General features: G+C 64.3%; 12 protein-coding genes. 7 read left to right on the top strand and 5 right to left on the bottom strand.

What is annotated here, in order from left to right:
* Positions 1 to 147 precede the first annotated feature (147 nt).
* The gene (locus AB7A72_RS01895) at positions 148 to 423 is read right to left on the bottom strand and encodes a hypothetical protein (protein ID WP_369458854.1); all 276 of its coding nucleotides are present in this window, start codon (positions 421 to 423) and stop codon (positions 148 to 150) included.
* Between AB7A72_RS01895 and AB7A72_RS01890 the strand changes: the two genes are divergently transcribed.
* Positions 422 to 3,727, top strand: a complete 3,306-nt coding sequence (locus AB7A72_RS01890) for a hypothetical protein (protein WP_369458853.1) — start codon at positions 422 to 424, stop codon at positions 3,725 to 3,727. The two genes, AB7A72_RS01895 and AB7A72_RS01890, sit on opposite strands and share 2 nt — an antisense overlap.
* Positions 3,728 to 3,834: 107 nt before the next feature.
* Here AB7A72_RS01890 and AB7A72_RS01885 read toward each other — a convergent pair whose 3' ends face one another.
* From AB7A72_RS01885 to AB7A72_RS01870, 4 genes are all read right to left on the bottom strand, one after another.
* Entirely contained in the window at positions 3,835 to 4,281 is a 447-nt protein-coding gene (locus AB7A72_RS01885; RefSeq protein WP_239811326.1) for a GatB/YqeY domain-containing protein, read from the bottom strand.
* Positions 4,282 to 4,433: 152 nt separating this feature from the next.
* Entirely contained in the window at positions 4,434 to 4,646 is a 213-nt protein-coding gene (gene rpsU, locus AB7A72_RS01880; protein ID WP_007833691.1) for a 30S ribosomal protein S21, read from the bottom strand.
* A 229-nt stretch (positions 4,647 to 4,875) separates the two neighbouring features.
* Positions 4,876 to 6,123, bottom strand: coding sequence for a BaiN/RdsA family NAD(P)/FAD-dependent oxidoreductase (locus tag AB7A72_RS01875; protein ID WP_369458852.1), 1,248 nt, complete (start codon positions 6,121 to 6,123; stop codon positions 4,876 to 4,878).
* A 58-nt stretch (positions 6,124 to 6,181) separates the two neighbouring features.
* Positions 6,182 to 7,060, bottom strand: a complete 879-nt coding sequence (locus tag AB7A72_RS01870) for a DUF3626 domain-containing protein (RefSeq protein ID WP_369458851.1) — start codon at positions 7,058 to 7,060, stop codon at positions 6,182 to 6,184.
* A 178-nt stretch (positions 7,061 to 7,238) separates the two neighbouring features.
* On the opposite strand from AB7A72_RS01870, the gene tenA reads away from it, so the two are divergent.
* From tenA to AB7A72_RS01840, 6 genes are all read left to right on the top strand, one after another.
* Positions 7,239 to 7,904 (top strand): thiaminase II, encoded by a 666-nt coding sequence (tenA, locus tag AB7A72_RS01865; protein WP_239811329.1) that lies wholly within the window; start codon positions 7,239 to 7,241, stop codon positions 7,902 to 7,904.
* 207 nt (positions 7,905 to 8,111) lie between these two features.
* Positions 8,112 to 8,345 carry a hypothetical protein gene (locus tag AB7A72_RS01860; protein ID WP_312409773.1) on the top strand — a complete coding sequence of 78 codons (234 nt, stop codon included), beginning with the start codon at positions 8,112 to 8,114 and terminating at the stop codon, positions 8,343 to 8,345.
* Between the two features lie 753 nt (positions 8,346 to 9,098).
* The gene (locus AB7A72_RS01855; protein WP_369458850.1) at positions 9,099 to 10,802 is read left to right on the top strand and encodes an MdtA/MuxA family multidrug efflux RND transporter periplasmic adaptor subunit; all 1,704 of its coding nucleotides are present in this window, start codon (positions 9,099 to 9,101) and stop codon (positions 10,800 to 10,802) included.
* Between the two features lie 13 nt (positions 10,803 to 10,815).
* Positions 10,816 to 13,989, top strand: coding sequence for an efflux RND transporter permease subunit (locus tag AB7A72_RS01850; protein ID WP_313335592.1), 3,174 nt, complete (start codon positions 10,816 to 10,818; stop codon positions 13,987 to 13,989).
* Positions 13,986 to 17,177, top strand: a complete 3,192-nt coding sequence (locus AB7A72_RS01845) for an efflux RND transporter permease subunit (protein ID WP_369458849.1) — start codon at positions 13,986 to 13,988, stop codon at positions 17,175 to 17,177. The genes AB7A72_RS01850 and AB7A72_RS01845 overlap by 4 nt, the downstream gene beginning before the upstream one ends.
* A gap of 6 nt (positions 17,178 to 17,183) precedes the next feature.
* On the top strand, positions 17,184 to 18,638 hold the full coding sequence (locus AB7A72_RS01840) for an efflux transporter outer membrane subunit (protein ID WP_369458848.1): 1,455 nt from the start codon (positions 17,184 to 17,186) through the stop codon (positions 18,636 to 18,638).
* The last annotated feature ends 53 nt before the right edge of the window (positions 18,639 to 18,691 follow it).

The following is an 18,691-nucleotide window of genomic DNA, read 5'->3' as shown; positions in this document are numbered from 1 at the left end:
GCACTTCTGCCGGGGAGGGATGGATCCAAGGGGGCGCGACTTGAGGTAAGTGGGGCAAGGTGCGGCCGATGCGTGCGGGTGGCAGGGCGAAAGGGATACACCTCAGCTAAGACGGTGTATTCGATAATGAAATAAAATGATACAAATCTAACGCCTTGACATTTTTTGATGTGCGTCAAGATTTTTCTGCATCCCGGCTTCACTCTTTGTTAAACAACGTGAATACAGGGATTCGAATGCATCATTTTGGTAATTGATTAAGTTAATATATTTTTTGTAATTCAAACGATGGAACACACGCCCTGTGGCTGCGCAAGCAGGCAGGGCGTTGGCATGTGGGCCTGGGTGTTCCAACAACAACGGGAAAGGTGTGATGGGTTCAGTGAACAGATGGGCGTCCGCTGCTCGATGGGCGCGCGGCATGGTGGTTCTGGGTGGTCTGGCCGGGTGGGCATCGGCCCATGCCGCCGATGATGTGACCGCCGTTTGGGGCAGTTTCAACAACAACAGCTGGACGGCCAACACCGGCAATGCAGCCAGCGCGCCAGCGGCCAATGGGCACAACGACTTGCTGGCTTTTACGGCCAACGGTATTCGCTACTCGACAGGCGTCAACGATGCGGCGCTGGTCGGGGGGTTTCAGCCGGCGGTGTTCCAGGCCTTCACGCCCAACCCCAGCTCGCTGCCGGCCACTGGCGGGCTCAATGCGATTGCCCAAAGCGGCAGCTATGACATTTCCAAGTCGCGTGCGTCCTATCTTTCGGATGGCGTGCGTGGTCTGGACCTGAGTACTGCGCTGTTCAATATCCCTGCGACGTCGCTGCGTTTCAGCGCCAGCGTGGGCAACCCCGAATCCACCACGGATGATGTGCCCGATGTGCTGGTGACCCAGGTGGGGCAGCCTTCAACCAGGACGGACCAGTTTTATTTCATCGACGACACCGGCGCGCTGGTGGGCAACTCCGTCACCATCGCGCTCAACAGTGTGTCGGTCGTCGCGCGGCAGAACTGGCAGTTCTGGAACCCCAACCACACCAAAGCCAGTGTGGCCGATGGCAGCCGCGATCTGCGCATACGTGCCTACCACTTCTCGGACTTTGGCATCACGCCCGAGAACATGGCGCGGGTGGCGGGTTTTGTGCAATCGCTCAGCGGCGACTCGGACATTGCCTTCGTGGCGTACAACCAGGAGGCCGTGAGTACCCCGGCTGCGTTGAGTGTGCAAAAGACCAATGCGCAGGCCACCGTGACTGCAGGCACACGCACGCTCTACACGGTGACGGTCAGCAACGCGGGCGGTACGCTGGCCAGCGATGTCTCCTGGCTGGACCGGCCACAAGGTCTGCGCGTGCTGGGTATTGCGGTGGCTGCAGTGACTGCCGGCAGCGATGCCGGCGTCTGCAGCAGCACGGGCTGCACAGGTCTGCGTCTGGCGCCAGGTGCGTCGATCAGCTACCAGGTTGAGGCGGAGGTCACCGGTGGCGTAGGCACCATGGCGTCGAACACTGCCGTGGTGGAAGGCGCCAACTGCAGCGGCGGCAGCCCCAGCAGTTGCACCAGCACCGATGCGGATCTGATCGTGGCCTCCGACTCGGTGAGTATTGTCAAGACCAATGGTGTGGATCGCCTGACCGTGGCTGCAGAAACCACCTACAGCGTGACGCTGAGCAACAGCGCGGCCAGTGCATTCTCGGGTCTGCGCTGGACCGATACCCCCAGCGGTCTGAGCATCACTGGCATACGTGTCGGCAGTGTGGGTGCCAACAGTGTCGCGGGCACTTGCTCTACGTCGGGCTGCGTGGGCATCACGCTGGGTGCTGGTCAATCCATCGTCTACCTCGTCAGCGCAAAGGTCAACGCTGGCGTGGCCGCGGGTGCATCGGTCAGCAACAAGGCTGTCGTGCAGGGCGGCACCTGCAGCAGCGAACTGGTGACGGGCTGTGCCAGCACTGACACCGACCTGGTGGTGACAGCGGCCAACCTGCACATCAGCAAAAGCAATGGGGTGGATGTGTTGGCGCAGGGTGCGAACACGGTCTACCAGGTGGTGTTGCGCAATACCGGTGGCAGTGCGGCTGCAGGTCTGCGCTGGGCCGAGAGCCCGGTGGGCTTGCGGATTGACCGCATCAGCGCAACGGCAGTGGGGGCCAACAGCGAGGCGGGCCTGTGCACCGTCAGTGGTTGCTCGGACATCGCAGTCGCTGCTGGCGAATCCATTGTGTATGCGGTGCAGGCGACCGTCACGGGCGAGGTCGGCGCCGACAATGCGCGCAATACGGTGACTCTCACGGGTGCTGCCTGCAGCGGCGGCAACAGCTGCAGCGCCGAGGACCGTGATGCCATCGTGCTGCCCGCTGCTGTCAGCATCTCCAAGAGCAATGGCGTGGATGCGCTGAGCGAAGGCGCGCGCAGCACCTACACCGTCACCATCAGCAACAGCGGCGGCATGCCTGCCAACGGCCTGGCATGGCTGGACAGCCCCGAGGGGATGGAGATCGAGGCGATCACGCCGATGGCGGCTACCGCTCCCAGTGATACCGGCAACTGCAGCCTGCAAGTGCCCGTCGGCTGCAGCGGCATCACGGTTGCTGCCAATGCCCGCATCAGCTACCAGGTGCTGGCGCGTGTCACTGCGTTGGTAGAGGGGCGTGCCGATGCGGTGGTCCGCAATACGGCAACGGTGACGGGCGCGAACTGCAGCCCGGCAGCCCCTTGCACAGCCACCGATACCGACGCTCTGCGCACGCCCGTGCATCTGACCTTGAGCAAGACAGCTGACGCAACGGTGGAAGTGGGCCACGCGCTGGACTACCAGTTCCGCATTGCCAACAGTGGCCAGACGGCGGTTGCAGCCGGGCAAACGCTGACGGTGGCCGAGGCTCTGCCCGAGGGGATGCGCTTGACGGGCGCCACACCGGGTGCTGGCGTGGCATCGGTGGTCTGCAATGGGGAGCCCTTGCTGTGCGAGGTGGTGCTCGATGCAGCGCTGGAGCAGGGTGCTGGCGCCGCCTTTACCCTGCATACGATGGCGCCAGCCGTGGCAGGTGTGATCACCAACCATGCGGCGATGGATCCGCAGGGCAGGCGCGATCCGCCGGTGCCGGGTGTGGCCTGTCTGCCTACGGATGGTTGTGCCCAGGCGCGTACCGAGGTGCTGGCTCCCGCGCACATCACCGTGCTCAAAAGCAATGGCGTGGACCAGCTGCCTGAAGGCGGCACCACGCGCTATGTCGTGACGCTCAGCAACCAGGGTGGCATGCCGGTGCAGCTGCAGTGGGACGATGTGCCCAGCGGCGTGGAGGTGACGGACATCCGTGCAATCGACGTGGGCGCGGGCAGCGTGGCCGGCGTCTGCAGCGTTGCGGGCTGTACCGGGGTTACGCTGGCGGGCGGCGAGTCCATCCACTATGCAGTGTTGGCCCAAGTGACAGCCGCCGCGCCTGCACGCGTTCGCAACCTGGCCCGCGTGACCGAGGCGGCGCAGTGCAGCCGCGCGGCGCCTTGCAGCAGTGAGGATGAGGACCTGGTCTACCGCCATGGCATCGATGTGGATCCTCCGACGCCGGATCCAACGCCTGAGCCGACGCCCGATCCTGACCCCAGCCCGTTGCCTGCGCCGGTGGCGGTGCCCACGCTCACGATGGCGGGGCAGTGGCTGATGTCGCTGCTGCTGGGTGGCGCCGCGGTACTGGGACTGCGTAGAAGGCGCGAACGCAGCCGCCGCTGAGCGCTGCGCAGCCACAAAAAAACCACTGCAGCGCGATGCCTCAGTGGTTTTTTATCGCGGACCCCCGCAGCGGGCGCCCGGAATGGGGACCCGTGCGATCGATCCGATCAGGGGGCCAAGGCGGCCTTCACGGCGGCAGACACCAGGCCCATGTCCGCCTTGCCTGCCAACTGGGTCTTGACCGCCCCCATGACCTTGCCCATATCGCCGGGGCCCGAGGCACCGAGTTCGGCCACGATGGCCTTGACGGCGGCCGTCACCTCTTCGGCGGACAAGCGCTCTGGCAGGTAGCCCTTGATGACCTCGATTTCCGACTTTTCCTTGTCGGCCAGGTCCTGGCGGCCTGCGCCTTCAAAGGCGGCGATGCTGTCCTTGCGCTGCTTGATCATCTTGTCGACGATGGCGATCACCATCGCGTCGTCGAGCTCGACGCGCTCATCGACTTCCTTCTGCTTCATCGCAGCTTGCAGCAAGCGGATGGTGCCCAGGCGTTCCGTGTCCTTGGCGCGCATCGCGTTCTTCATGTCTTCGGTGATTTGTGCTTTCAAGCTCATAACATGCTCCTGTTGGCAGGCCGTCCAAGCAAGCAGCGGTCTGCCTGAAAAAATCTGGCGATGGCCAGAAAACAAAAAACCCGCGCCTGGCGTCCCGAGCGCGGGTGGTGTCACAGCCTGGGCAATGTGCGTCAGGCCTGTGAGAGCTGCGATCAGTACAGCTTCTTGGGCAGTTGCATGCTGCGAACGCGCTTGTAGTGGCGCTTCACGGCAGCGGCCTTCTTGCGCTTACGCTCAGCGGTAGGCTTTTCGTAGAATTCGCGAGCGCGCAGGTCGGTCAGCAGGCCCAGCTTTTCGATGGTGCGCTTGAAGCGGCGCAGCGCAACGTCAAAGGGTTCGTTTTCTTTTACACGGATAGTCGTCATTAGCTAATGTTTCCATTGGTGCCAACAGCGGGTTTTGGGGAAGATCGGGCCCCAAAGCCTTGAATGGCGGTTTTGCCCTGTCATATTGACTAGTATTGGCAGACAGGGCTTTGCCAGCAAAGAGGTGGAATTATAACCAGGTTTTTATCAAACGGCAATAGGGCTGCCGGCCGGGAGCGGGGTGCCAGCGCCTGAACTGTTGTTTCAATGCGCTTTTATGCGCGGTCCGTTACTGACCGTCTGCCATGCCCGCTGCGCAGGCCGCCGCACTGGCCCAGGCCCACTGAAAGTTGTAGCCACCCAGCCAGCCGGTGATGTCCACCACCTCGCCAATGCAGTAGAGACCCGGCACCTTCTTGGCTTCCATCGTCTGCTGAGACAGCTCCTTGGTGTCCACACCGCCGACGGTGACCTCGGCCTTTTTATAGCCTTCGGTGCCGGTGGGGGTCAGCTCCCAGCGCGTCAGGCGCTCGGCCAGGCGCAGCAAGGCCTTGTCGCTGGCCTCGGCAATCGGGCGCTGCCAATCGGCATCCTGCGCCACCCAGGCATCGGCCAGGCGAGAGGGCACGAGGCTGGCCAGCTCATTGGCGATCAGCTTGCGCGAGCGCTGCTTGGCCGCCAGCAGGTGCGCGGCCACATCCACCTCGGGCACCAAGTTGATGTCGATGGACGTGCCTGGTGTCCAGTAGCTGGAGATCTGCAGGATCGCCGGCCCGGACAGACCCCGGTGCGTGAACAGCAGGTCTTCGTTGAAAGTCATGCGGGTTTTCTTGCTGCCAGTGCCGATCACCACCGGCAAGGCCAGGCCCGCCAGCTGTGCATAGGGTGCCCAGGCGCTGCCATCAAAAGTCATCGGCACCAGGCCTGGCACACGCGGCACCAGCGCCAGCCCAAACTGCTGGGCCAGGCGGTAACCCAGGTCGGTGGCACCAATCTTGGGGATGGACAGGCCGCCGGTAGCAATCACCAGGTGGCGGCAGTGCACCGTGCCCTGGGCGGTGCTGACCTGGAAACGCTGGCCATGGGCATCGGTATCGAGCGCTGAGACAGCGCTGACGGTGCAGGGTTGCCAGTGGGTGACCTGGCCGGCGCGGCACTCGGCCATCAGCATCGCGATGATGTCTTCAGCGGAGTGGTCGGCAAACAGCTGGCCCTTGTGCTTCTCGTGGTAGGCGATGCCGTGCCTGTCGACCAGCGCCACAAAATCGGCCGGCCCAAAGCGCGACAGCGCCGAGCGGCAGAACTGCGGGTTCTGCCCGACAAAATGCTTGTGCGGCTGGCGCACATCGAGATCGCGGTTGGTGAAGTTGCTGCGCCCGCCGCCTGAGATGCGGATCTTTTCTGCCACCTTGGCTGCATGGTCGATCAGCAGCACCTTGAGCCCGCGCTGCCCGGCCTGCGCCGCGCAAAACAGGCCGGCTGCGCCTGCGCCAAGGATGACGGTATCAAACCGGTGGATGGGAGCGGGAGAAGACATGCGGATCCGGGTGATGGGCGGGCAGCGCGTGGCGTGCCTGCGCCGGCAAAAGCAGCGATTATCGGTGATGCGGCTCGCCGACGCAGTGCCGGCCCAGGTGGGCGATGCAATGCCAGGCCTTTTTCAGCAGCGGTGCCGGGTAGCGGTGGCAGGCCTGGGCCTGGCCCAGATCAGCTGGCGTGAGCCCGCCGGGCGCCAGCTGCAGCATATGGGCCAGCACCTCGGCCACCTCGGCGCCCCGGTACTGGCTGGCCTGCGCCAACTGGTCCGCCTGCAAGCGGTAGCCGGGGTGAAAGCGCAAGGCCAGACCGGACTGCTGCACGGCCAGCGCCAGCGGTGTATCGCAGTAGCAGGGGTCCAGCCAGAGGGCAGCCACGTCGCGCGCCAGCAGCAGGCCGCCATGCACTTGCGCTTCCACATAGTGGTCCAGCGGGTCGGCCAGTTGCAGGCATTGCAGCTGCTGCCAATCCATCTGCTGCCACAGGCCCACATGGCGGGGCTGCCAGTAGCTGTCGGGGTCGCAAAAGCTGCTGCGTGCCGTGGCAGAGTTGTGCAACTGCAGATACGCCGATCCAAAGCGGGGTGCGGCGCCATAACCTTGGTGGCTCGGATACCCCAAAGGCTCCAGATCCACCGCGCCGTACACGGGCCGCTCAGCAGGGGCGGCCTGGTTGTAAGCGCCCGCAAACCACTGGTTCTCCCACTGCCAGCGTTCGCCCTGGGGCTGCGGGCTGTAGCTGCCATTGCTGCTGCCGCTTTCAAACTGCGACTGGTAGCGGCCCTGCTGGCACAGCAGCGCCAGCAGCGGCTGGCCTTGCGCTGTCCAGTCGGGATGAAAGTGCACATGGATCGATGCGGGTGCAGGCGCGAGCTCGCGCACCGGCCCGCCTCGGCTCTGTACGGCCTGCAGCGCTTGCTGCTGGGCATTGGTCAACATGGGCGCGGGGCTTGGCATGGACATGGCAGGTTCGCTAGGGATTGCGCAGAATGCAGTGGATGGATCGTAGCCGGTTCTGCGCTGCATGCATGCCCTGGCTGTCATGGGGTCGGATGGCGCCGGGCCTTGTGTTGCTGGCCGACAATCAGTGCTTGTTCCCCACTCTTGAGGAGTTTGCATGTCGTTTTGCCAGGGCTTGTGGCAAGCCAACCAGGCGCTGTACCAGCGCACCTTGGACCATCCCTTCAACCGCGAACTGGCGGCTGGCAGTTTGTCGGTCGAGCGTTTTCGCCATTACATGATTCAGGACGCGCACTACCTGGTGGCCTATGGCCGTGCGCTGGCGGTGGCTGCAGCCAAGGCCGACCATGCCGATGGCGTGGTGCAGTTTGCCAATGCGGCGAATGAGGCCGTGGTCGAGGAACGCAAGCTGCACGATGGCTTCATGCGCGACTTTGGCATCAGCGCGCAGGACTTTGCCGCCACGCCACTGACGCCCGCTTGCCACCACTACACCAGCTTTCTGCTGGCCAACAGCTGGGCGGAAAGCTACCCGGTGGCGCTGGCTGGCCTGTTGCCCTGTTTTTGGATCTATGCCGAAGTGGGGCGCGATATCCATGCCCGCTCGCAGCCCGGCAATCCCTACCAGGCCTGGGTGGATACCTATGCCAGCGAGGAGTTTCATGCTGCGGTGCGCGCTGTCATTGCCACCATCGACCGGCTGGCTGAAGGCGCTGACACTGCTACCCGCACGCGGATGGCCGAGGCCTACCGCTACAGCGCCGAGTTGGAATGGATGTTCTGGGACAGTGCCTACCAACTGGGCAGCTGGCCGACGCGCTGAACTGCAACGCTTGTAAACACCGGGCATTGCGGTCGTAAAGTTATGCAATGTGCCTGTGCAGCGCGATAGGCTGGCGGTATTCGCCTACAGGCGCTTTCGAAAAACGGTCTTACGCTTCGTGGCATTCATTTACCAGATGCGCCAAGCGCAGACCCCGAGCAAGCCCGAGGCCTACACGCACGTATCGCAACCATGCAAGGAGTTGCCATGTTGTCTACCAATACCACCCACACCGCTTACCACGCTCCCGTGTTTGAACCTACGGTCGATGAGTTGGCTGTTCTGAAAAAGCTCGAACTGGGAGAAAGGATTTCGCTGGAGGATGCTGCCCATGCGCATGTCTCCAAGCGCCTGCTGGAGCGTGGCATGGTGGTGGAGCGCGACGGCTACATGACCATTACCGCGCAAGGCCTGCAGCAGATCAAGCGCGACGACGCCTGAAACCCGGCCCGCGTTTGACCACCGCACCAGGTAGCCCCAGCAGGCTGCCTTTTTTTTCATCATGGATCACTTTGTGCCATGGTTTCAATAGCTTGGAGGGCTTATCTACAGCTGTGCACAGAACTTTCCACAAGATTGTGCCCATGGACTGGGGACAACCGTGCGAGGGGCTGAGAGAGGGCGCTTGTCTGCGCTTGGGCAGCAGCGCGACCGCTGCCGAGCAGGCCTGTAGCTGCCCAAATGCCCTGTCAGGACCCGCGATGCCTCAATTTTCAGCAATTTCATAATTTTTCTTATAAATCAGTAATTTGAATTGCTTATCTACAAGATTCTTCACAGCTTTCCACAGTATTGTGCCCGTGCAATGGGGACAAAGCTCTTGGCGTGTTGGCGAGCGGAAGTCGCAGCCCGGCGAATGGAGGCAGCGGCCCAGTTACCTGTCCCGGTGCGGGTCCAGATGCAGGCGCTACCTCGCTGAAGAAAACAACGCAATATGCTGCGGCCGATGGCTTTCGACGCCAACAAAAGCTGGCGTCACAGCCTACGCGCTCAACTGCCCCGCAAACCCTCTGACGCAGCGGAATCTCAGTAGACTCTGGGGCAGGCGGCGGCCGCTTTTACTTATCTTCGCAGTCGGTACAGGCCTGGTGCAACATGGCTGCACTAGGATGCGGTCATTCTTTACAGGCCGGTGCCGATGGTGATCGATCGCTGAAGCCCGCCGCTGTAACACACCTCAGACCGATTGCTGCCATGGACCATAACTCCAATAATTCAACCCGTCCCACCCCCCAGCCTGCCAGCGCACCGCTGCCTGATGCGCGTGCCGCGACAACGCCCAAACGGCGGAGCCGTTGGCTGGGTTCCACCATCGCGATTGCGTTGGTGGCGGCCCTGGCGGGCGGCGCCTGGTACCTGGTGCAAAGCAAGAAGACCCCCGCAGGCATGGCGGGCGGTGCGCCCGGCATGGGAGGTCCTCCCGGCATGGGTCCCGGGGCGATGCGCGCGATGGCCGTCACTGTCGGCAGTGCCGCTGCCAAGCGCCAGACCTTGCCGGTCACCTTGACGGCGATGGGCACCGTTGTGCCCACCACCACCGTGACCTTGACCACCCAGGTCTCTGGCATATTGCGCGATGTGCTGTTCACCGAGGGGCAGATGGTCAAGAAGGGCCAGAAGCTGGCCCAGATCGATCCGCGCCCATTTGAGCAGGCGCTGCAACAGGCCAAGGGGCAGCTGGCGCGCGACCAGGCGCAGCTTGATGCAGCGCGCGTGACGCTCAAGCGCTACCAGACCTTGTGGGACCAGGATTCGATTGCGCGCCAGGACCTGGACACGCAGGCCGCCTTGGCCAAGCAGCTCGAAGGCACGGTGGTTGCCGACCAGGCCCAGGTGCAGACCGCGCAACTCAACCTGGGTTATGCCAGCATCACCTCGCCCATCGATGGCCGCATTGGCTTGCGCACGATGGACCCGGGCAACTACATCAGTGCGGGGGGCACTACCGGCATCGCCGTCATCACCAAGGTCGCACCGATCGATGTGAGCTTCACCGTGCCGCAGGACCACATCCCCTCGGTGCTGGGTGCGCAGAAGGCCGACCCCCGCCTGCCGGTCGCAGCGCTGGACCGCGCAGGCAGCAAGACACTGGCCCAAGGCGTGTTCCTGACCTTGGACAATCTGGTGGACACGGCCACCGGCACCGTCAAGGCCAAGGCGCGCTTCGAGAATACCGATGGCGCGCTCTTCCCCAACCAGTTTGTGAACACCCGCCTGACCTTGAAGGACGAAAGCGCGCTGGTGGTGCCCGTCACCGCCATCCGCACTGGCGGCAATGGCGACTTTGTCTATGTGATCAATGCGGACCGCACGGTGACCCAGCGCACCGTCATCCGGGGCATGAGCACGGTCGAATGGGTGGCCATCAATTCCGGCCTGAAAGAGGGCGAGCTGGTGGTGACCGAAGGCGCTGACCGCTTGAAGGATGGCGCCGTGGTGGCGCTGCAAGGCGATACCCCCACCCAGGCGCATGGCGCCAGCAGTGGCCGGCGCGGTGCGCGTGAGGGCGGCCCGCGTGAGGGCAGCCCGCGCGAGGGTGGTGGACGCCGTGGCAACGGCGAAGGCCGGGGGGCCAATGGTGCAACGGCACCCGGTGCGGCGGCACCCGGTGCGGCGGCACCCGGAACTGCGGCCGGCAATGGCGCGCCCGCCGGTGGCGGCGGCGGCGGGGCAGCGGTCGAGCCCAATGCCGGCCAGCCCAGCGCCGCAGCCCCTGCGGTGAACCCGGAGCCGCCTGCCGCTGGCAACAGTGGTTCTGGCGGCTCGGTTGGCTCGAGCGGGTCCACCCCTTCCTCCGGATCAGGCCAGACCGCCCCCGCCATCAAGCCGGAGGAAGTACCCAAGGGCATGGCACCAGCGGCCACGACGGTGCAACCCGCCCAGCGCGCCAACCAGTAAGGCGGGCTGAGCGATGAGTCCTTCCCGCCCCTTTATCCAGCGGCCGGTGGCGACGGCCTTGCTGATGCTGGCCATCGTGCTGACCGGTCTGGTGGGCTTTCGGCTGCTGCCGCTGTCGGCGCTGCCCGAGGTGGATTACCCGACGATCCAGGTGCAGACCCTGTACCCCGGTGCCAGCCCCGAGGTGATGAGCCGCACGGTGAGCGCGCCGTTGGAGCGCCAGCTCGGCCAGATGTCCGGACTGGACCGCATGTCTTCGACCAGCGCTGCCGGTGTGTCCATCGTGACCCTGCAGTTCCAGCTGGGGCTGTCGCTGGATGTGGCCGAGCAGGAGGTGCAGGCCGCAATCAATGCCAGCAGTGCGCTGCTGCCGGCCGACCTGCCCGCCCCCCCGATCTATGCCAAGGTGAACCCGGCCGACACGCCGGTGATGAGCCTGGCCATCACCTCCAAAGAGCTGCCGCTCACCGAGGTGCAGAACATCGTCAACACCCGCCTGGCGCAGAAGATCAGCCAGGTTTCGGGCGTCGGTCTGGTCAGCCTGGAAGGCGGGCAAAAGCCTGCAATGCGCATCCAGGCCAACACCCAGGCGCTGGCGGCCAATGGCATTACCTTGAGCAGCCTGCGCACCGCCATCAGCAATGCCAATTCCAACAGCGCCAAGGGCAGTTTCGATGGACCCAAGCGCTCCTACTCGATCAACAGCAATGACCAGCTGCTGACCACCGATGACTACATGAACCTGGTCGTGGCCTGGAAGGGCAATGCCCCGGTGCTGATGAAGGACGTGGCACGCGTGGTGGCCAGCGCCGAGAACGACCGGCTCGCCGCCTGGGTCGATGAGACGCCCGCGATCATCCTGAATGTGCAGCGCCAGCCCGGTGCCAATGTGATTGCGACTGTCGATGCGATCAAGCAGCGCCTGCCTGAGCTGACTGCGTCCTTGCCTGCGTCGGTCGAGGTCAAGGTGCTGACCGACCGCACCACCGGCATCCGCGCGTCGGTCGAGCATGTGCAGATGGAGCTGGCGCTGGCTGTGGTGATGGTGGTGCTGGTGATCTTCTTCTTCCTGCACAGCCTGCGTGCCACGGTGATCGCCAGCCTGGCCGTACCCATCTCGCTGATCGGCAGCTGCGGGGCCATGTACCTGTTGGGCTACAGCCTCAACAACCTGAGCCTGATGGCGCTGACGATTGCGACCGGCTTTGTCGTCGACGATGCGATCGTGATGATCGAGAACATTGCGCGCTACATCGAAGAGGGCGAGACGCCGATGGCTGCCGCTTTGAAGGGTGCAGCGCAGATCGGCTTCACCATCATTTCGCTGACCGTGTCGCTGATTGCGGTGCTGATTCCGCTGCTGTTCATGGGCGATATCGTGGGCCGTTTGTTCCGCGAATTTGCGGTGACCCTGGCCATCACCATTCTGATCTCGGCCGTGGTGTCGCTCACCCTGGTGCCGATGATGTCGGCGCGCTGGCTCAAGCAAGAGGACACCAGTGCGCACACGCGCGGCTGGGCGGCATCGGTGCAGCGCGGTTTTGACAAGGTGATCCACCATTACGACCGTGGCCTGCACTGGGTGTTTCGCCACCAGGCGCTGACCCTGGTCGTGGCGGTGGCTACCGTGGTGTTGACGGGTCTGCTCTATCTCGCCATTCCCAAGGGCTTGTTCCCGACGCAGGACACCGGCCAGCTGCAGGCGCAGATCGAGGCCGCGCAAGAGGTCTCCTTTGCCCGCATGAGCGATCTGCAGCAGCAGGCCGTCAGCGCGATTCTGCAGGACAAGGATGTGGCCTCGGTCAGCTCGGTGGTCGGGGTGGATGCCGCCAACAACACCATGCTCAACACCGGCAGCCTGTCGATCAACCTGACCCGGCCGCATGATGCGCAGGATGCGGTGATGCAGCGCCTGCGCGAGCGGGTGAGCCAGGTGGCGGGGGTGCGTATTTTTCTGCAACCCTCGCAGGATCTGACCATCGACTCGCAAACCGGCCCCACCGAATACCGCCTGTCGATCGGCGGCGTGAACACCGACCAGGTCAATGACTGGACGCAGAAGCTCGTCAGCCAGCTGCAGAACGTGGCCGAGGTGCGCAATGCCACCAGCGATGCCGGGCGCAAGGGCCTGTCGGCCTATGTCAATGTGGACCGCGATACCGCATCGCGCCTGGGGATCAGCGCCAGCAGCATTGATGACAGCCTCTACAGCGCCTTTGGCCAGCGCATTGTCTCGACGATCTTCACCGAGACCAACCAGTACCGCGTGATTCTGGAGGCGCAGCAAGACCAGCTCAACAGCGTGCAGACCCTGGGCAACCTGGCCATCAGTGCCAGCAGCACGGGGGCGACGCCGCTGTCAGCCATAGCGAATATCGAGGAGCAGTTGGCACCGCTGCAGGTGACCCGCGTGTCGCAGTACCCCGCCGCGACCCTGGGCTTTGACACCGCTCCCGGCGTATCGCTGGGCCACGCAGTCGATGCCATCAAGCAGGCGGCCAAGGATATCGGCATGCCCGCGTCGCTGACCATGGAGTTTCTGGGCGCGGCAGCCGCCTACCAGAACTCGCTCACCAGCCAGTTGGTCCTGATCCTGGCGGCGCTGGTCTGCGTCTACATCGTGCTGGGGGTGCTGTACGAGAGCTATGTGCATCCGCTCACCATTCTCTCCACCTTGCCGTCGGCGGGGGTGGGTGCCTTGCTGGCGCTGATGATCAGCGGCAACGACCTGGGTGTGATCGGCATCATCGGCATCATCTTGCTGATCGGCATCGTCAAGAAGAACGCGATCATGATGATCGACTTTGCGATCGATGCCGAGCGCAATCAGGGCATGGGGCCGCAGGAGGCCATCCACCAGGCGGCCTTGCTGCGCTTCAGACCCATCCTGATGACGACCCTAGCCGCGTTGTTCGCTGCTCTGCCGCTGATGTTTGGCTGGGGCGAGGGCGCCGAGCTGCGCCGCCCGCTGGGCCTGGCCATTTTTGGCGGGCTGATGCTCAGCCAGTTGCTGACCCTGTTCACCACCCCGGTGATCTACCTGGTGTTTGACCGCCTGGGTGCCCGCCTGGGCCGCCGCCAAGCCGGGCATGCTGGTGGTGGCAATGGCGGTACCGGCAGTAATGGCGATAAGGGTGGCAATGGCGATAAGGGTGGCAATGGCGGCCCTGCCGAGGTGCAGGCATGAACCTCTCCGAGCCCTTCGTCAAACGCCCGGTCGCCACCGTCTTGCTGACGATCGGTATGGCGCTGGCCGGCATTGCTGCGTTCTTTGCATTGCCGGTCGCACCACTGCCGCAGGTGGATTACCCGGTCATATCGGTCACGGCCAGCCTTTCGGGTGCGAGCCCGGAGAACATGGCCTCCAGCGTAGCCACGCCGCTGGAGCGCCACCTGGGCGTGATCGCCGGGGTCAATGAGATGACCTCGCGCAGCTCGACCGGCTCGGCCAATGTGACCTTGCAGTTCGACCTGAACCGCGACATCAATGGCGCTGCGCGCGAGGTGCAGGCGGCCATCAATGCTGCGCGCAGTGACCTGCCGTCAGACCTGCGCAGCAACCCCACCTACCGCAAGATGAACCCATCGGATTCGCCGATCATCATCTTGGCGATGACCTCGCCCACGCGCACGCCCGGCGAGCTGTATGACGAGGTCTCCAACGTGGTGAGCCAGCGCATCTCCCAGGTTGATGGCGTGGGCGATGTGGAAATCGGCGGCGGCTCGCTGCCGGCGGTGCGGGTCGAGCTGTTGCCCCAGGCACTGAGTCACTACGGCATTGCGACCGAGGATGTGCGCGCCGCCATCCAGGCCGCCAATGCCAACCGGCCCAAAGGCGCTATCGAGAGTGGTGGCAACCGTCTGCAGATCTACACCCCGGCGCCCGAGCGCAAGGCCAGCTGGTACCAGGGCCTGGTGGTGGGCTGGCGCGATGGCGCCGCTGTCAAGCTGGGCGATGTGGCACGCGTCATCGACGGGCCGGCCAATGTCTACACGATGGGCCTGTTCAATGGCCAACCCGCCATCCTGGTGCTGATCACGCGCCAGCCGGGCGCCAACATCATCAACACCGTGGACAACGTCCGCAAGCTCCTGCCGGAGCTGCAGGCCCAGCTGCCCAAGGATGTGAAGATCCAGGTCGCCAGCGACAGCACCAACTCCATCCGCTCGTCGCTGCACGAGATCGAGACCACGTTGATGGTCTCGGTGGTGCTGGTGGTGCTGGTGGTGGGCGCCTTTATCCGCAAGGCGCGCGCCACGGTGATTCCGGCCGTGGCCACCGTGGTGTCCTTGCTGGGCACCTTTGGCGTGATGTACCTGCTGGGCTTCAGCCTGAACAACCTGAGCCTGATGGCGCTGACGGTGGCCACCGGCTTTGTGGTCGATGACGCGATTGTGGTGCTGGAAAACACCAGCCGCCATATCGAGCAGGGCATGGACAAGATGGCCGCCGCGCTGCAGGGCGCGCGCGAAGTGGGCTTTACCGTGCTGTCGATCAGCCTGTCCCTGGTGGCGGTGTTCATACCGCTGCTCTTCATGGAAGGCCAGATTGGCCGCCTGTTCAAGGAATTCGCCGTGACCTTGTCGGTGGCGGTGATGATCTCGCTGGTCATCTCGTTGACGACCACGCCGATGATGTGCGCCTGGTTTTTGCGCAACGAGGATGCCATCGAGACGGCACCGCGCGGCCGCTTTGCCCGCGCGCTGGAGAACGGCTACAACGCGATGCTGAGGGTCTACGAGCGCTGCCTCGATTGGGCGCTGCATGCCAAGCTTGTCGTGATGCTGATCCTGGTGATCGTCATCGGCATGAATGGCTATCTGTTCATGCACGTGCAAAAGGGCTTCTTCCCGCAGCAGGACAACGGCCAGCTGGCGGGCGGCCTGCGCGCGGACCAGAGCATCTCGTCGACCGCGATGGCGGGCAAGCTCAAGGAGGCCTTGTCGATCATCCAGCAGGACCCGGCCATCGACACGGTGGTGGGCTTTGCCGGCGGCAGCCGCTCGGGCGGGGGCTTTGTGTTCATCAACCTCAAGCCGGTCAGCGAGCGCGATGTGACCAGCCTGCAGGTGGTCGCGCGCCTGCGCCCGCAGCTGTCGCAGATCACCGGTCTGCGCGTGTTTCTGAACCCGGTGCAGGACTTGCGCATGGGCGGGCGCTCGTCCAATTCGACCTACCAGTACACCCTCAAGAGCGACAACACCGCCGACATGAAGAAATGGGCCACGCGCCTGGCCGAGCGCCTCAAAGAGGAGCCTTTGCTGCAGGACGTGGACACCGACCAGTCGGAGAGCGGCGTGGAGGTGTATGTCGAGGTGGACAAGCAGGCCGCAGCGCGGCTGGGGGTGAACTCCAAGTCCATCAACAACGCGCTCTACAACGCCTTTGGCCAGCGCTCGGTGGCCACCATCTACAGCGACCTGAACCAGTACTCGGTCATCATGGAATTGGCGCCGGAGTACACGCGCGGCCCACCGGCGTTGCAGGATATCTATGTGCCCTCCAACCTGACGGGCACCGAGGGCACGGCCGCCAACCCGGCGCAGCGCAGCGCATCGACCGGCAATGTGATCAGTACCAGCGTCGCTACCATGGTGCCGCTGTCGAGCTTTGCCAAGGTGGTGGAGCGCCCCGCGCCCACCAGCGTGAACCACCAGGACGGGGAGCTGTCAACGACGATCTCGTTCAACCTGGACGATGGCGTGGCGCTGAGCGAAGCCCAGCAGGTGATTGCCCAGGCAGAGGCCGATATCGCCATGCCCATCAATGTGCGCGGCAGCTTCCAGGGTACGGCGCTGAGCTTTCAGAAATCGCAGAACCAGCAGCTCTACCTGATCCTCGCCGCAATCGTGGTGATCTACATCGTGCTGGGCATGCTCTATGAAAGCCTGGTGCACCCGATCACGGTGCTGTCCACCCTGCCATCGGCCGGCGTCGGCGCGGTGATCGCGCTGATGCTGTTCAACATGCAGTTCACGGTGATTGCGCTCATCGGGGTGTTCTTGCTGATTGGCATCGTGAAGAAGAATGCCATCCTGATCATCGATTTTGCGCTGGAGGCCGAGCGGTCGCGCGGCCTGTCGGCGATCGACGCGGTGCGCGAGGCCTGCCTGTTGCGCTTCCGCCCCATCCTGATGACGACATTGGCCGCCGCGCTGGGCGCCTTGCCGCTGGCCATTGGCTTTGGCCAGGGCTCGGAGCTGCGCCAGCCGCTGGGCATTGCCATCATTGGTGGCCTGCTGGCCAGCCAAGTGCTGACCCTGGTCACCACGCCGGTGGTCTATGTGCTGCTGGACAAGCTGCGCCGCCGCGCGCCCAACGAACGCGATCTGGGCCGTGCCTCCAACGACGGCATGCCCACTCTGGAACACTGATACGCCATGATGCCAACCCTCGCCTTTTCCCATTCCCTTCGTCTGACCCGGACGGCGCCTGTGCTGCGCAGCCTGGCACTGGCGCTGTGCTGCGCCGGGCTGTTGAGTGCCTGCTCGGTGGCCCCCGTCTACCAGGTACCTAGCACCCCCGCGCCGGCCAGCTTCAAGGAAGCCGGCGCGCTGTGGCAAAGCGCCCAACCCAACGATGCCGTGGACCGGGGCGACTGGTGGACACTGTTTGCTGACGAGCAGCTCAACCAGCTCGCTGCCCGGGTGCAGGTGGACAACCAGAACATCGCAGCGGCCGCAGCGGCCGTGCAGCAAGCCCAGGCGGCGCTGCGCGTGGAGCAGGCCGGCCTGCTGCCGACCGTCAATGGCACGCTGGGCCAGACGCGCCAGGGTGGCGGCCAATCCAGTGGCAATGGCAGTGCCTCGCTGGGCATCAGTGCCGCCTGGGATGCAGACCTGTGGGGGCGCCTGCGAGAATCGGTCAGTGCTGCGCAAAGCAGCGCCCAGGCCAGCGAGGCCGATCTGGCCGCCGCGCGCCTGTCGGCCGTAGGCAGCCTGGTGCAGAACTACTTCAGGCTGCGCGAGGCCGATGCCGAGATGCAGATCCTGCAGCAGTCGATCGAGGGCTACCAGCGCAGCCTGCAGATTGCCCAGAACCGCTACGACGTCGGCGTGGAGGCGCGCACGGCAGTGCTGCAGGCGCAGACGACGTTGACGAATACGCAAGCCAGTGTCGAATCCCTGCGCCAGTCGCGCCAGACCTATGAGCATGCGATTGCGGTGCTGACCGGGCAGGCACCGGCCCAGTTCGACCTGCCGCCTGCAGCCTGGAATGTGACGGTGCCCGAGGTCCCGGCGGTGGTGCCGTCGACCTTGCTCGAGCGCAGGCCCGATATTGCAGCGGCCGAGCGGGCGGTGGCTGCGGCCAATGCCCAGATCGGTGTGGCCCAGGCCGCTTATTACCCCAGCCTGAGCCTGAGCGGCTCGCTCAGCCGATCCGGCTCGAACCTGGGCAACCTGTTCAGTGCCTCCGGTTTGCTGTGGTCGCTGGGCGCATCGCTGAGCCAGAGCATTTTCAACGCCGGTGCCACCACGGCTCAGGTCGATTCTGCGCGCGCCGCCCATGCGGCCCGAACCGCGAGTTACCGCCAGTCGGTGCTGGCGGCTTTTCAGGCGGTCGAAGATGTGTTGAGCAATGTGGCCGCGCTCCATGCCCAAAAGCCGCTGCTGCAGCAAAGCCTGGATTCGGCCGAAAAGGTGGAGCAGCAAATGCTCAACCGCTACAAGGAAGGACAGGTGCCCTATACCGATGTGGTAACCGCCCAGGCTACGGCGCTGTCGGCGCGCCGCTCGCTGATCCAGTTGCAGCTGAACCAGCAACTGGCGGCGGCCCAGCTCATCCAGGAGTTGGGTGGCGGCTGGCATGCCGATTGGATGAACCCCGGCGCCTGAAGGCTGGCCCTGGCCCTGGCCAGGGCCCTGGCTTCGGGCTGAGGACGTCTCCC

This window comes from Comamonas sediminis, from assembly GCF_041107495.1.
Taxonomy (GTDB): Bacteria; Pseudomonadota; Gammaproteobacteria; order Burkholderiales; family Burkholderiaceae_C; genus Comamonas; species Comamonas sediminis.
The sequence above is the reverse complement of the archived record's forward strand: the minus strand, read 5'-3'. Positions and strand labels throughout refer to the sequence as shown.

Excerpts from the sequence above, each read along its gene's own strand:
- tenA (WP_239811329.1), top strand. The coding sequence starts at position 7,239 with ATGTCGTTTTGCCAGGGCTTGTGGCAAGCCAACCAGGCGCTGTACCAG.
- AB7A72_RS01860 (WP_312409773.1), top strand. The coding sequence starts at position 8,112 with ATGTTGTCTACCAATACCACCCACACCGCTTACCACGCTCCCGTGTTT.
- AB7A72_RS01890 (WP_369458853.1), top strand. The coding sequence starts at position 422 with ATGGTGGTTCTGGGTGGTCTGGCCGGGTGGGCATCGGCCCATGCCGCC.
- AB7A72_RS01840 (WP_369458848.1), top strand. The coding sequence starts at position 17,184 with ATGATGCCAACCCTCGCCTTTTCCCATTCCCTTCGTCTGACCCGGACG.
- AB7A72_RS01845 (WP_369458849.1), top strand. The coding sequence starts at position 13,986 with ATGAACCTCTCCGAGCCCTTCGTCAAACGCCCGGTCGCCACCGTCTTG.
- AB7A72_RS01885 (WP_239811326.1), bottom strand. The coding sequence starts at position 4,281 with ATGAGCTTGAAAGCACAAATCACCGAAGACATGAAGAACGCGATGCGC.
- AB7A72_RS01850 (WP_313335592.1), top strand. The coding sequence starts at position 10,816 with ATGAGTCCTTCCCGCCCCTTTATCCAGCGGCCGGTGGCGACGGCCTTG.
- AB7A72_RS01875 (WP_369458852.1), bottom strand. The coding sequence starts at position 6,123 with ATGTCTTCTCCCGCTCCCATCCACCGGTTTGATACCGTCATCCTTGGC.
- AB7A72_RS01870 (WP_369458851.1), bottom strand. The coding sequence starts at position 7,060 with ATGTTGACCAATGCCCAGCAGCAAGCGCTGCAGGCCGTACAGAGCCGA.
- AB7A72_RS01895 (WP_369458854.1), bottom strand. The coding sequence starts at position 423 with ATGCCGCGCGCCCATCGAGCAGCGGACGCCCATCTGTTCACTGAACCC.
- rpsU (WP_007833691.1), bottom strand. The coding sequence starts at position 4,646 with ATGACGACTATCCGTGTAAAAGAAAACGAACCCTTTGACGTTGCGCTG.
- AB7A72_RS01855 (WP_369458850.1), top strand. The coding sequence starts at position 9,099 with ATGGACCATAACTCCAATAATTCAACCCGTCCCACCCCCCAGCCTGCC.